This is a genomic window from Monashia sp. HAY1-2A (assembly GCF_056755315.1).
On the sequence record NZ_JBNDHY010000045.1, the window covers coordinates 18,183 to 30,358 of the forward strand.

Sequence of the window (12,176 nt, forward strand, 5' to 3'; positions counted from 1 at the left end):
CGGGAGCCGCGAGGCCTCAGTCGTCGATGGAGGACATGTCGCCGTAGCGGGCCCCGACGACGGCATCGCGCGGCACCGCGGCCTCGAGCGCCGTCAGGTCGTCCGGGGTCAGCACGACGGCCGCTGCACCGACGTTCTCCTCCAGGTAGCGCACGCGCTTGGTGCCGGGGATCGGCACGACGTCCGCGCCCTGCGCGAGGACCCAGGCGAGGGCGAGCTGCCCGGGTGTCACCCCCTTGGTTGCGGCGAGCCCGCGGACCCGGTCGACGAGCGAGAGGTTGGCCTCGAGCGCCTCGCCCTGGAAGCGCGGGAAGTACGCCGTGCGGCGCGAGTCACCCGACTCGAGGTCCGCCTCGGCGGTGATGGCGCCGGTGAGCATGCCGCGGCCGAGCGGCGAGTAGGGCACGAGCCCGATGCCGAGCTCGCGCAGCAGGGGAAGGATGTCGTCCTCGACGTCGCGGGTGAACAGCGAGTACTCGGTCTGCAGGGCGGTGATCGGGTGCACCGCATGGGCGCGGCGGATCGTCTCCGGCGAGGCCTCGGACAGACCGAGGTGGCGCACCTTGCCGGCGGCCACGAGCCCGGCCATCGCACCGACGGTCTCCTCGATCGGCACGTTCTTGTCGACGCGGTGCTGGTAGTAGAGGTCGATGTGGTCGACGCCGAGCCGCTGCAGCGACGCGTCGGCGGCCCGGCGGACGTACTCGGGGCGCCCGTTGATGCCGAGCCGGGTGCCGTCCTCGGCACGCTCGTTGCCGAACTTCGTCGCGAGCCGGACCTCGTCCCGGCGCCCGGCAATGGCGGAGCCGACGAGTCTCTCGTTGGTGAACGGCCCGTACATGTCGGCGGTGTCGAGGAAGGTGACGCCGAGGTCGAGGGCCCGGCGGATCGTCGCGATGCCCTCCTGCTCGTCACCCGTGCCGTAGAACTCGGACATGCCCATGCAGCCCAGCCCGAGGGTCGACACGGTGAGTGCGGCGGGACCGCTACCGAGGGTGCGGGTGCCGAGGGTGCGGGTGCCGGCCGGCGTCCCGGTGGAGCGGGCCGAGGGAGTCGTCTCGGGGGTGTTCGCTGTCATGAGGACGAGTCAAGACCCTCGAGCGCGCTCGAGGTCAAGCCGTGGCGCCGTCCTCCGGGCGCGCGTGGGCCCTGCGGCAGGCCAGGCGCGCGAGGCGCACGCGGCGGAGGCGCGCACGGCCGCCGCCGGCCGAGGCCCCGCGAAGGGCGTGCAGCCGACGCTCCTCGGCGTCCGGCCAGGCCCAGCACGAGTGCGTCTCCAGGCGCCGGTGCGCGCAGACGTTGTCCTCCGTCATGGCCTCGCCCCGGCGAACCGGTCGAGCCGGGAGTCCCTCGAGATCGACACGCTGACCCGCTCCTTCCACATGTGCGGTGGCCGTGCGGACCCGTGAGGTTCCCCCTGACGCTCACCGGCCCGTGAACCACTCGCGCCAGCACGGGCCGTGGCCCGATGTCAGTTACAACGACGTCACCCCCACCTCGGTCACGGACGGCGTCCGGGAGTCTGGTGGAGCCTGACGGACGAGGCCGGGCCGGCCCCTCCACGAACCGGCCTGGCCCCGTCACAGTGAAGACGGCCCGATGACGGATTCGTGACACGCTTTTCGAAAGTTTCTCGGCGACTGCCGGGATTTCCCCGTGCGGACCCGTAACGCCGTCGCGTCGGTGGCGATGGAGGCACCGGAGCGCCCGTTCGACGACCCCTGACCGAACGGTCGCTCCACCCGCTCCCGGCATCCCTCCACGACCCGTGCCGCGGACGCTGCGAAGCCCCGGTCCGTCCCCGTCGGACCGGGGCTTCGCTGACCCACCGGCCGAGCAGCGCCCCGGGCCGCGGTTCAGGGCTCGTCGCGCTCGTTGGTCTGGGCGGCAGCGCGGTCCCCGAACGTCGTGAGGCGGTCGACGAGCGGGGATGCGAGGCGGCGGGCCGCCTCGTAGCCGGGCACGGACCGCCGGCCGCCCCGCGCCGGGCGCTCAGGCAGCAGCCGGCCGGCCAGACCGAGCAGGCGGGTCGTCGTGGCCGGTGCCAGGCCGTGCACCCGCATCCCGACCCACGCGAGCGGGGTCAGCACGACCATGGGCCGTCCTCCGAGCACCCCGTCGACGATGCGTCGGGCGGCGCGGTCGGCGTCGACCGACAGCAGGGGCATCGAGGCGGCGGGCGCGAACCACGCGTACTCGGCCGTCGCCTCGCCGGCGAACACGGCCCGCTGGTGCGACCCGGTGCGCATGAGGCCGGGCACGACCGTCGTGGCCGTGACGCCCGACCCGCTGACAGCGGCGGTGAGGCCCTCGGAGAACCCGACGGCGCCGAACTTCGCCGTGGCGTACGGCAGCAGGTGGGGCGGCGGCACGACCCCGCCGATCGAGGTGACCGTGCCGATGCGCCCGCGGCCTCGCCGCTGCATGTGAGGCAGCACCGACAGCGCCGCGTGGATCGGCCCCCAGGTCATCGTGGCGATCGCGTCCTCGAAGTCGCCCATCGTCATGGCGCGCGCCGGACCGACCTGGATGATGCCGGCCACGGTGAGGAGCACCTCGATCGGGCCCAGCTCGCGCTCGACGTCGCCCACGAGGGCTCCGACGGCGTCACGGTCGCGGACGTCGCAGACGCGCGCGTGGACCTCGCCCTCGGCTTCGAGCTGCTCCACGGCGCGGTCCAGCTCGGCCTCGTCCCGGGCCGCCACGACGACGCGGTGGCCCCGCTGCAGCATCTCGCGCGCCAGCAGCAGGCCCAACCCGCGCGAGGCCCCGATGACGAGTGCCACGGGCTCGGAGGCGGCCTCCGATCCCGGTCGGTCGGTCGACGGGGACGTCGCGTCGGTCGTCGGCGCGGTGTCGTCCTGTGCGGGGTCCATGGGTGTCCTCTCGAGGTGCCACGGTGCGGCACCACCCGGGCCGTGCGGATGTTTGGCACCCGACACGCCGGGTAGGTCGGGGTCATGAAGGCTGTGTGCTGGTGGGGCATGGAAGACGTCCGTGTCGTCGAGGTACCCGAACCGACCATCGACCACACGACCGACGCGATCGTCCGGGTGACCTCGACCGCCATCTGCGGCTCCGACCTGCACCTCTACGGCGTGCTCGCGCCGTACCTGAAGCAGGGCGACGTCCTCGGGCACGAGTTCATGGGCATCGTCGAGGAGGTCGGCGACGCCGTCGGCACGCTGGAGCCGGGCGACCGCGTCGTCGTGCCGTTCAACATCTCGTGCGGGCGGTGCTGGATGTGCGAGCGGGGGCTCTTCGCCCAGTGCGAGACGACCCAGAACACGGAGCAGGGCAAGGGCGCCAGCCTCTTCGGCTACACGAGCCTCTACGGGTCGGTCCCGGGCGGTCAGGCGGAGTACGTGCGGGTCCCCCACGCCGACTTCGGCCCGATCGAGGTGCGACATGGCCGGCCGGACGAGCGCTACCTGTTCCTGTCCGACATCCTCCCCACGGCGTGGCAGGCCGTCGAGTACGCCGGCGTCAACGGCAACGACACGCTGGCGGTCCTCGGCCTCGGGCCCGTGGGTCAGCTCGCCGTACGCAGCGCCCGCCACCGCGGCGTCGGACGTGTCATCGGCGTCGACCTCGTGCCCGACCGGCTCGAGCTGGCGCGGCGCAGCGGCGCCGAGGTCGTCGACCTCTCGGACGTCGACGACGTCGCGGACGCCCTGCGCGACCTGACGGACGGCCGCGGACCGGATGCCGTCATCGACGCCGTGGGCATGGAGGCCCACGGGAACCCGTTGTCCGAGAAGGCCATCTACGCCGCCGCGCGCCTGCCCAAGGCGCTGGCCCGCGCCGCGGTCGAGCACGGCGGCATCGACCGGCTCGCGGCCCTGCACACCGCGGTCGACGCGGTACGGCGGGGCGGCACCCTGTCGATCAGCGGCGTCTACGGAGGCACTGCCGACCCGATGCCGATGATGGACCTCTTCGACAAGGGACTGACCATCCGAATGGGCCAGTGCCACGTGCGCCGGTGGTCCGACGAGCTGCTCGACATCGTCGACGCCGACGAGGACGTCCTCGGGCTCGAGTCGTTCGCCACCCACCACGGCAGCCTCGAGGAGGCGCCCGAGCTGTACCGGACCTTCCGCGAGAAGGACGACGGCTGCCTCAAGGTGGTGCTGCGCCCGTGACCACGCCCGGACCGAACCCCTCGCGAGCCACGCGACGGGGCTCGCGACAGGCCCCGGGCGGCCCGTCGGCGAGGGACCAGCTGGCGGTGTACCTGCGGAACCACGACGCGGTCGAGCTCGCCGGCGCGAAGCGGCTCTCGTTGACGGCAGGCAACCACCTGCAGGCCTCCGTGCGACGCGAGCTCGGTGAGCTGCTGGAGGACGCGACCGCCGACCGGGCCGCGCTGGCCGGGGCGATGCGGGCCCTCGGCGTGCGGCCCAGCCGCGTGCAACGGACGGTGAGCACCGTCGGTGAACGCATCGGGCGCCTCAAGCCCAACGCGTCGTGGTCACACCGGACGCCGATCACCGACGTCGTCGAGCTCGAGGCCCTCGGGCTCGCGGCGACCGGGACCCTGCGCCTGTGGCAGACGCTCGAGGCGCTCACCCCGCTCCACGGCCGGCTCGGCGACCTCGACCTGCCGGCGCTCGTCGCCGGGGCGCGCCGACGGGTGGAGACGCTCGAGCGCCTCCACGCCGACAGCGTGCGCGCTCTCGTCCACGACGGCGGGTAGGGCGGGTCGGGGACGGCACGTCGCGCTGACCCGGCCGTGCGGGCGTCAGTCGCGCGGGCGTCAGTCGCGCGGGCGTCAGTCGCGCGGGCGTCAGTCGCGCGGGCGTCAGTCGCGCGGGCGGTCCCCGTCGTCGAGCAGCTGCCGCGCGACGACGAGGTCGGCCACGAGCGCCTCGAGGTCCTCGTCGCGGTGTCGTGACCGCAGCACCGCCGAGGGGTGGGTGGTGGCGACGACCGCGGACGGGGTCCAGGCCGACGCGCTCCGCTCGGGCCACTCGAGCCGCCGGCCACGCATGGCTCCCACCCGGAAGGACGAGCCGAAGACGGCCTGGCCGGCGGTCGCTCCGAGCAGGACGACGACCGGTGGGCGCACCGCGCCCAGCTCGGCGAGCAGCCACGGCTCGCAGGCGGCGACGTGCCAGCGCGACGGTCCCTCGTGGATCCGCCGCTTGCCGCGCTGCGTGAAGCGGAAGTGCTTGACCGCGTTGGTGCGGTACACGGCGCCCGGGTCGAACCCCGCCTCCGCGAGTGCCTCGTCGAGGAGCCGACCGGCGGGGCCGACGAAGGGCCGACCGGCGAGGTCCTCCTTGTCGCCCGGCTGCTCGCCGACGACCATGAGACGCGCGTCCGCCGGGCCGTCGCCCATGACCGCCTGGCTCGCCGCCCGGAACAGGTCGCATCCCCGGCAGTCGTCGACCGCGCTGCGGAGGGCGGCCACCGTTGCGCGCGGCGGGACCCACTGCCCCGCACCGGGGAACTCCTCAGGCCCGAGGGTGGCGGGCGCAGCGGACGCCGCACCGTCGTCCGGGGAGGGCGTCGCGCCCCGGCGGCGCGGCATCAGAACACCGCCCCGCCACCGGTCACGCCGAGGACCGTCCCGGACACGTAGCTGGCATCGCTCGGGGAGGCGAGGAAGACGTACGCGGGCGCCACCTCGGCCGGCTGCCCGGCCCGGCCGAGCGGCGTCTGGGCACCGAAGGTCTCCATCCTGTCCGCCTCGCGGGTCGCCGGCTGCAGCGGTGTCCAGATGGGCCCCGGCGCCACGGCGTTGACCCGGATGCCCCGGGGGCCGAGCGACGCCGCGAGGTTGACGGTGAGGTTGTTGAGGGCAGCCTTGGTGGCCGCGTAGTCGAGCAGGCCCGGCGACGGGTCGTAGGCCTGGATGGAGGTGGTGTTGATGATGCTCGACCCCGGGCCGAGATGCGGCAGCGCCGCCTGGCACAGCCACAGCACCGCCTCGAGGTTCGTGCCGAGCACCCGGTGGACGTTGTCGGGTTGCAGACCCTCGAGCCCCTGGGGGCCCTTGTCCCAGTGGAAGCCCGCGTTGTTGACGAGGATGTCGAGCCCGCCCAGCTCGCGCACGGTGTCGGCGACGACCTGCAGGCACGTCTGGCGGTGGACGAGGTCTCCGGGCAGCAGGACGCCCTTGCGTCCTTCCTTGCGGACCCACCCGATGGTGTCCTCGGCATCCGGTTGCTCGGGCTCGAGGTAGCTGATCGCGACATCGGCTCCCTCCCGCGCGAAGGCGATGGCCACCGCACGGCCGATGCCGGAGTCACCGCCGGTGACGAGCGCGCGGAGGCCGGCCAGCCGGCCGTGCCCGACATAGGTCTCCTCGCCGTGGTCCGGCACAGGGTCCATGCGGCTCGTCAGGCCGGGCGGGTCCTGCTGCTGCGCGGGGAAGCCGCCGCTGTCGTCGTCACGCACCATGGCGGCGGCGCGGTCGCCGATCTCGGACGTCATGTCATCTCCTGGTGCTCGGACGGACCGGACGTGCTCACCAGGCCTCTACCCGAGGCACTTCGGGGCAAACGGGCCGCACGGCGGTCTGCCGAGCCCGACGCTTCGCATTTCGGCTTTTCCATCGGCGCCCGTCGGTGCGAGGGTCGAAGGGCAACCCGAGCGGTCCAACCACGTGCCGACTCTGTCCGAACCATCGACGGAGGACTGGCATGACATCTCCCACCCCTACGTCCACCCCGGAGACCGCCCCGCGAACCATCCCGGGAACCGCCCCGGGCACCACCAGCGGCAGCTCGACCCGCGCCGCTGCCCGCCGACGCGAGTCGGCCCGCGTCCACGCCGAGCGGGACGCCCGCACCGACGAGCTGTTCGCCGAGCTCGCGAGCATCGGTGACGTCGACAGCCCGGAGGGGCGCCACGTCGTCGAGCAGATCTTCTCCCTGCACGTCGAGCTGTGCGACGGGCTCGCTCGTCGCTACACCAACCGGGGCATCGAGCGGGACGACCTGCTCCAGGTGGCGCGTCTGGCGCTGCTCAAGGCGATCCGTCGCTACCGACCGCGCGTCGGGGCCTCGTTCGCCGGTTTCGCCGTGCCGACGGTGTCCGGCGAGCTGAAGCGGCACTTCCGCGACCACGGCTGGGTCGTGCGGCCATCGCGCCGCGTGCAGGAGCTGCGACTCGCCTTGCGCCAGCGACGCGAGGTCCTCACGCACGAGCTGGGCCGGACCCCGACGCGCGCCGAGCTGGCGGCCGCGCTCGGCGTCGACCCCGCCGACCTGGGCGAGGCCGAGGGCTCCGACTCCAGCTTCCGGCCCCTGTCGATCGACCTGCCGAGCACGACGGGCGAGCAGAACCACGTCGCGGACGCGGTGTGCGAGAACGACCCCGATCTCGAGCTGCTGTGCGACCACGTCGACCTCGGCCGCGCGCTGGCCGGCCTCCCGGCCCAGACGCGTCAGGTGCTGCGCCTGCGGTTCGTCGAGGACCGCACCCAGCGCGAGATCGCGTGCGAGCTGGGCGCGACGCAGATGCAGGTGTCCCGACTGCTCGGGCGCGTCTTCAAGCAGCTGCGCGACGAGCTGGCCGACCATCCCGAGCCGTTGGCCAGCTGACGGGCCCACGAGGCCCCGCACCGACCCACCCGGGGAGGCGGGTGACGAGCCGCCGTACCGGTCCCACGCGGACCGGTACGGCGGTGCCCGTCTGTGACGGCGTGTGACGGCGTGTGACGGCGGCCCGCCTCAGCCCTGCTTGGCCGTCGTGGCCAGACCCTCCATGAAGTACCGCTGGCCCAGGGCGAAGACGACGATCATGGGCAGCGTCGCCACGAGCGTCGCGGCCATGGCGATCTCCCAGTGGTACTCCCCTGACAGGGCGAACCCGTCGACGATCTGCTTGAGGCCGCGCGGCATCGTGTAGTACTCCTCGGTCTGCAGGTAGATGAGCGGCTTGAGCAGGTCCGACCAGCTGGCCTGCAACTCGAAGATGAACACGATGATGAGCGCCGGTCGGCACAGGGGCAGGGCGATCCGGCGGAACAGCCCGACGTGGCTGCAGCCGTCGATCCGGGCCGCCTCGAACAGCTCCCGCGGGATGCCGAGGAAGAACTGGCGCATGAGGAAGATGTAGAAGGCCGACCCGAAGAGGTTGTTCGCCCACAGGGGCACCTGGGTGTCGACGAGCCCGAGCCGGTGCCAGATGAGGTAGACCGGGATCATCGTCACCGCGCCCGGCAGCATCATGGTGGCCAGGACGAGGCCGAACAGGGGTCCGCGCAGCCGGAACCGGAAGTAGGCGAACCCGAACGCGATGAAGGCGCTCGACAGCGTCACGGTGAGGGCCGCCATGACGGCCACGACGCCGGAGTTGAGCAGCCAGCGCAGCACCGGTCCGGCGTTCCACACCTCGACGAAGTTCGACCACTGGACCGTCTCGGGGACGAGCCGGTTGTCGAAGACCTGGGACTTCGGCTTGAGGGAGGCGCTGACGAGCCAGACGAGCGGGTAGGCGAACGCGATGCTCGCGACGAGCAGCGCCAGCCACTTGGCGAGCCGGAGCGGCCCGGTCACCCGGCCCGGTCGCCGCGGCCGACCCCGGGACGCCCACTGCTCCAAGGGCGTCGGGGCGCCTTCGAGGGGCGGCTCGGTGAACGGCGGCAGGTCGCGCGTGTCGATGCTCATCGCGTCGGCCCTCCCTCGTAGTAGACGAAGCGGTTGCCGATGCGCACCTGCACGAGCGTGATGACGAGGATGATGACGAACAGCAGCCAGGCCATCGCCGAGGCGAAGCCCATCTTGAAGAACTCGAACCCGTTCTGGAACAGGTAGACCATGTAGACGAGCGACTCGTCGGATGCCGTCGCCTTCTGCTGCGGCCCGTAGAACATCGTGTACGCCTGGTCGAACATCTGCATCGCCGCGATCGTGTGGGTGATGACGGTGAAGAAGAGGGCCCCGGAGATCATCGGCAGCGTCACGCTGACGAAGCGCCGGACCGGCCCCGCCCCGTCGAGGAGCGCGGCCTCGTACAGCTGCCTGGGGACGTTGTTGAGCGCCGCGAGGTAGATGATGATGCTGCCGCCCACGGTCCACAGGCTGACGACGGCGAGCGACGGCTTGAGCCACGCCGGGTCGGTGGTCCACTCGGGACCGTCGATCCCGACCCAGCCCAGCACCTCGTTGACGAGCCCGCGCTGCCCGTTGAGCAGGAGCAGGAACATCGCCGCCGCCGCGACCCCCGGCGTCATGACCGGTAGGTAGAACACGGTCCGGAAGAACCCGGCCGCGCGGCCCACCCGGTGCAGCAGCATGGCGAGGGCCAGGGCGACCGCCGTGCCGAGCGGCACGAAGAGCGCCGCGTACACGAACGTGTTCTCGAGCGACTTCGCGACGCGCGGGTCGTTCCACAGCTGCCGGTAGTTCTCGAGGCCGACGACGTTCGCCTGGTCGACGAGCGAGTAGTCGGTGAACGAGAGCCACAGGCTGGCGACCATCGGCCCGGCCGTGAACACGAGGAACCCGATGATCCACGGCGCGAGGAACAGGTACGCCGACCGAGCCTCCTTGCGCGACACGGAGCCCCGCATCCCCGTCCGAAGGTGTCGCCCCACGGCGACCTCAGCCATTGCCGGCAGCCTTGGTGAAGGCGGTCTCCGCCTCCTTCTGGGCCTGGTCGAGGGCCTGCTGGGCGGGCTGCCCCGCGAGGGCGCGCGTCACGGCGCTGCGCCAGGCGGCGTCGATCTCCGCGCCAGCCGGGGACGGGTTGAGGGCCACGGCACCGTCGAGCGTGCCGTAGAGGTTGGTGATGGCCCGCTCGAAGCCGGGGTCCGGCACGTTCTTGAGGTACATCGCCTTGATCTGCTCGTCCGCTGGCTTGTTGGCGGTGAACAGCCCGGTGAAGAAGCTCTTGTCGGCCTGCACCTTCTGCATCCGGGCCCGGGCGGCCTTCATCCACGTGTCCTTGTCGGTGAGCGTCTTGGCCCACGCGCAGGCGGCGGTCGGGTTCCTCGAGCCCTTCGGGATGGCCCAGGCGCTGCCGCCGACCATGCTCACCGGCCGGCCCTCGTGGTCGGTGAACGGCGTGCTCTCCAGCTGGAGGCCCTTGCCGATGAAGTCACGCAGGACGTTGACGTACCAGTTCTCCATGGGGAAGGCGGCGACGGCGTGTGCCGAGAGCGGGTTCTTCTCCCCGAAGATGTCGAACGCGTCCCGGAACGACTTGAACCTCGTCCAGCCGCCCTGCGCGTTCACCAGCCCGACGGTGTAGTCGAGCGCCTGGACTGCCTTGGGGTCGTTGAGGTTCGGGGCGCCGTCCTCCTTGACGATCGTCGCGCCGTTCGCCGTGGCCCACAGCGGGAAGTACTCGGGCAGCTTGGGGTCGAAGCCGATCCGCTCGATGGTGCCGCCGTCGGCCTTGAACAGCTTGGCGGTCGTGGCCCGGAGGGCGGCCCAGTCCTTGGTCTGGATGTCGGTCGGGCGGACGCCGGCCTGGGTCAGGGAGCCTGCATCGACGAGGTTCGTCGTGACGACGTAGAACTCCGGGATCCCGTACACCTTCCCGCCGAGCGTGACCGAGCGCATCGCTGCCTCGCGGTACTGCGACGTGTCGATCTTCTGGCCCGAGATACAGCTCTCGAGCGGCACGACGGCGCCCTTCCTGGCGTACGTGCCGATGAGGTTGCGGTCCATGTAGACGAGGTCCGGCGGGTTGCCGCTGGCGAGCGCCGTGAGGAACTGCTGGGCGTCGAAGTCGCCCTTGCTGTTGGTGACCGCGACCGACGGGTAGGCATCCTTGAAGGCCTTGATGCGCGCCTGTCCCACCTCGTCCTCGCCGCCGAATCCCATGATCCTCAGGGCTCCGGTGGGGGCGCCGGCGCTCGCGCCGGCGCTCGCGTCCCCGGCGTCACCGCCCCTGTCGCCGACCCCTGCACAGCCGGCGAGCAGTAGCACCGCCGTGGCGCCCAGCCCGACCATCGTCCGACGCATCGTGTCTCCTCGTCCGGGGCGCCTCGTCCGGCACCGCTCGGCCGGGCACTACCCGAGCAGCCGTGGGGGAAACACGTCCTCGTGCTAGCCGCGGTCCTCGCGACGCGTCGAGCGGGTGGCTGGTCCCGGCCGGGCGGCCTGCGGCCCCGGCTCGCCGAGGCGACCGGTGGAGAGCAGCTCGGTGGCGACGTCACCGATCCGGCGACGCGTGCTCCGGGCAGTCGACCGCAACAGCTCGAACGCCTGCGGTTGGGGCAGCCCACGCCGGGCCATCAGGAACCCGACGGCGCGCTCGATGGGGGCGCGGTGCTCGAGGGCGTACGTCAGCTGCGCCGCGAGCTCGTCCGCGCGCTCGGCGGCCACGGAGGCGCGCATCAGCTGCTCGGCCACCTCGGCGAACCGGAGCAGGGCCTGAGGGGCGTCCGGCTCCCACCGCGTCGGGGTCGAGCGGTACACGTCGAGCGTGCCCACCGGGGCGCCGCTCAGGTGGATGGGCACGCCGACGACCCCGCGGATGGGGCTGTCGGCGACGACCCGGGACAGCACCGGCCAGCGTCGGTCCGCGTGGAGGTCGAGGACCGTGACGGGTCGGCGCGTCACGAACGCCTCGATGCACGGTCCCTCGCCCGTCTGCAGCTCGGCGTCCTCCAGCCGACGTCCCGGTTCGTCGGTGGCGACGACGTACCGCAGGTCGCTGCGGTCGTCCACGAGCATGATCCCGGCGCCGTCGACCCGGAACAGGTCGACACAGGCTTCGGCGACCTGCTGCAGCGACGGTCGCAGCAGCGCCTCGGCGCCGGTGCGGCCGAGGGAGCCGAGGCTGGCGGCCAGGGCCGCGGGGTCGATCGGCCGGCTGCGGTCCGCGCCGTCGGTGGACGGTGTCATGCGATGGTCCTCGCTCACGTCTCGTCGGCTCCACGGCGGCTGCCGCCGCAACGGCGACCGGCGGGTCCGTGGGTCCATGCGACTCGTGCCCCGTGCGTTGCCTCCGACGCTACCCGTGTCGCGCTGCCGGGGGCTAGCCGGCCTCACTCCCGTCCGGCAGCGCCCCGGTCTCGACGACGACCCCCGCGATGTCGCGCAGCTTGCGGTTGGCGCGCTGGCTCGCCGTCACGAGCCGGTCGAACGCGTCCGCGTAGGTCAGCCGGTGCCGGGTCATGATGATCCCCACCGCTGCGCCGATGGTGCGGTTCGTGGCCAGGGCGGTCCGCAGGCTGTCTCTTATACACATCTGACGCTGCCGACGACGGA

Annotated in this window: 13 protein-coding genes; 3 read left to right on the forward strand and 10 right to left on the reverse strand. The window is 72.5% G+C overall.

Going from position 1 to position 12,176, the window contains the following annotated elements; all coding sequences use genetic code 11:
- Window positions 1-16: 16 nt before the first annotated feature.
- The 3 genes from ACPYOM_RS09030 to ACPYOM_RS09040 form a co-directional block, all read right to left on the reverse strand.
- Window positions 17-1,078: an aldo/keto reductase gene (locus ACPYOM_RS09030; protein ID WP_481345685.1), complete on the reverse strand. Its 1,062-nt coding sequence runs from the start codon at window positions 1,076-1,078 to the stop codon at window positions 17-19.
- 34 nt (window positions 1,079-1,112) lie between these two features.
- A complete protein-coding gene (locus ACPYOM_RS09035; protein ID WP_481338721.1) occupies window positions 1,113-1,313 on the reverse strand; it encodes a hypothetical protein in 201 nt (66 codons plus the stop codon).
- A gap of 543 nt (window positions 1,314-1,856) precedes the next feature.
- Entirely contained in the window at window positions 1,857-2,876 is a 1,020-nt protein-coding gene (locus ACPYOM_RS09040) for an SDR family NAD(P)-dependent oxidoreductase (protein ID WP_481345686.1), read from the reverse strand.
- Between the two features lie 84 nt (window positions 2,877-2,960).
- Between ACPYOM_RS09040 and ACPYOM_RS09045 the strand changes: the two genes are divergently transcribed.
- Together ACPYOM_RS09045 and ACPYOM_RS09050 are read left to right on the forward strand one after the other, a co-directional pair.
- A complete protein-coding gene (locus ACPYOM_RS09045; RefSeq protein WP_481338725.1) occupies window positions 2,961-4,145 on the forward strand; it encodes a zinc-dependent alcohol dehydrogenase in 1,185 nt (394 codons plus the stop codon).
- Window positions 4,142-4,699, forward strand: a complete 558-nt coding sequence (locus ACPYOM_RS09050) for a hypothetical protein (RefSeq protein WP_481345687.1) — start codon at window positions 4,142-4,144, stop codon at window positions 4,697-4,699. The genes ACPYOM_RS09045 and ACPYOM_RS09050 overlap by 4 nt, the downstream gene beginning before the upstream one ends.
- A 105-nt stretch (window positions 4,700-4,804) precedes the next feature.
- Here the strand turns inward: ACPYOM_RS09050 and ACPYOM_RS09055 are convergent, their stop codons facing one another.
- Both ACPYOM_RS09055 and ACPYOM_RS09060 read right to left on the reverse strand, forming a co-directional pair.
- Window positions 4,805-5,536 carry a UdgX family uracil-DNA binding protein gene (locus tag ACPYOM_RS09055; RefSeq protein ID WP_481345689.1) on the reverse strand — a complete coding sequence of 244 codons (732 nt, stop codon included), beginning with the start codon at window positions 5,534-5,536 and terminating at the stop codon, window positions 4,805-4,807.
- Window positions 5,536-6,441, reverse strand: coding sequence for an SDR family oxidoreductase (locus ACPYOM_RS09060; RefSeq protein WP_481345690.1), 906 nt, complete (start codon window positions 6,439-6,441; stop codon window positions 5,536-5,538). Before ACPYOM_RS09060 ends, ACPYOM_RS09055 begins: the two co-directional genes overlap by 1 nt.
- A gap of 209 nt (window positions 6,442-6,650) precedes the next feature.
- Between ACPYOM_RS09060 and ACPYOM_RS09065 the strand changes: the two genes are divergently transcribed.
- A complete protein-coding gene (locus ACPYOM_RS09065) occupies window positions 6,651-7,553 on the forward strand; it encodes a sigma-70 family RNA polymerase sigma factor (RefSeq protein WP_481338734.1) in 903 nt (300 codons plus the stop codon).
- Between the two features lie 129 nt (window positions 7,554-7,682).
- Here the strand turns inward: ACPYOM_RS09065 and ACPYOM_RS09070 are convergent, their stop codons facing one another.
- The 5 genes from ACPYOM_RS09070 to ACPYOM_RS09090 all read right to left on the reverse strand — a co-directional run.
- On the reverse strand, window positions 7,683-8,621 hold the full coding sequence (locus ACPYOM_RS09070; RefSeq protein ID WP_481338736.1) for a carbohydrate ABC transporter permease: 939 nt from the start codon (window positions 8,619-8,621) through the stop codon (window positions 7,683-7,685).
- The gene (locus ACPYOM_RS09075; RefSeq protein ID WP_481345692.1) at window positions 8,618-9,565 is read right to left on the reverse strand and encodes a carbohydrate ABC transporter permease; all 948 of its coding nucleotides are present in this window, start codon (window positions 9,563-9,565) and stop codon (window positions 8,618-8,620) included. The genes ACPYOM_RS09070 and ACPYOM_RS09075 overlap by 4 nt, the downstream gene beginning before the upstream one ends.
- Complete coding sequence (locus ACPYOM_RS09080; RefSeq protein WP_481345694.1) at window positions 9,558-10,925, reverse strand: ABC transporter substrate-binding protein; 1,368 nt, start codon at window positions 10,923-10,925, stop codon at window positions 9,558-9,560. The genes ACPYOM_RS09075 and ACPYOM_RS09080 overlap by 8 nt, the downstream gene beginning before the upstream one ends.
- An 84-nt stretch (window positions 10,926-11,009) precedes the next feature.
- Window positions 11,010-11,810, reverse strand: a complete 801-nt coding sequence (locus ACPYOM_RS09085) for a GAF and ANTAR domain-containing protein (protein WP_481345695.1) — start codon at window positions 11,808-11,810, stop codon at window positions 11,010-11,012.
- Between the two features lie 133 nt (window positions 11,811-11,943).
- Window positions 11,944-12,176, reverse strand: a 233-nt coding sequence (locus tag ACPYOM_RS09090) for an ANTAR domain-containing protein (protein ID WP_481345696.1), incomplete at its 5' end; no start/stop codon positions are given.

Coding starts and splice junctions, on each gene's coding strand:
- ACPYOM_RS09030 (WP_481345685.1), bottom strand. CDS start 1,078: ATGACAGCGAACACCCCCGAGACGACTCCCTCGGCCCGCTCCACCGGG.
- ACPYOM_RS09035 (WP_481338721.1), bottom strand. CDS start 1,313: ATGACGGAGGACAACGTCTGCGCGCACCGGCGCCTGGAGACGCACTCG.
- ACPYOM_RS09040 (WP_481345686.1), bottom strand. CDS start 2,876: ATGGACCCCGCACAGGACGACACCGCGCCGACGACCGACGCGACGTCC.
- ACPYOM_RS09045 (WP_481338725.1), top strand. CDS start 2,961: ATGAAGGCTGTGTGCTGGTGGGGCATGGAAGACGTCCGTGTCGTCGAG.
- ACPYOM_RS09055 (WP_481345689.1), bottom strand. CDS start 5,536: ATGCCGCGCCGCCGGGGCGCGACGCCCTCCCCGGACGACGGTGCGGCG.
- ACPYOM_RS09060 (WP_481345690.1), bottom strand. CDS start 6,441: ATGACGTCCGAGATCGGCGACCGCGCCGCCGCCATGGTGCGTGACGAC.
- ACPYOM_RS09065 (WP_481338734.1), top strand. CDS start 6,651: ATGACATCTCCCACCCCTACGTCCACCCCGGAGACCGCCCCGCGAACC.
- ACPYOM_RS09070 (WP_481338736.1), bottom strand. CDS start 8,621: ATGAGCATCGACACGCGCGACCTGCCGCCGTTCACCGAGCCGCCCCTC.
- ACPYOM_RS09075 (WP_481345692.1), bottom strand. CDS start 9,565: ATGGCTGAGGTCGCCGTGGGGCGACACCTTCGGACGGGGATGCGGGGC.
- ACPYOM_RS09080 (WP_481345694.1), bottom strand. CDS start 10,925: ATGCGTCGGACGATGGTCGGGCTGGGCGCCACGGCGGTGCTACTGCTC.
- ACPYOM_RS09085 (WP_481345695.1), bottom strand. CDS start 11,810: ATGACACCGTCCACCGACGGCGCGGACCGCAGCCGGCCGATCGACCCC.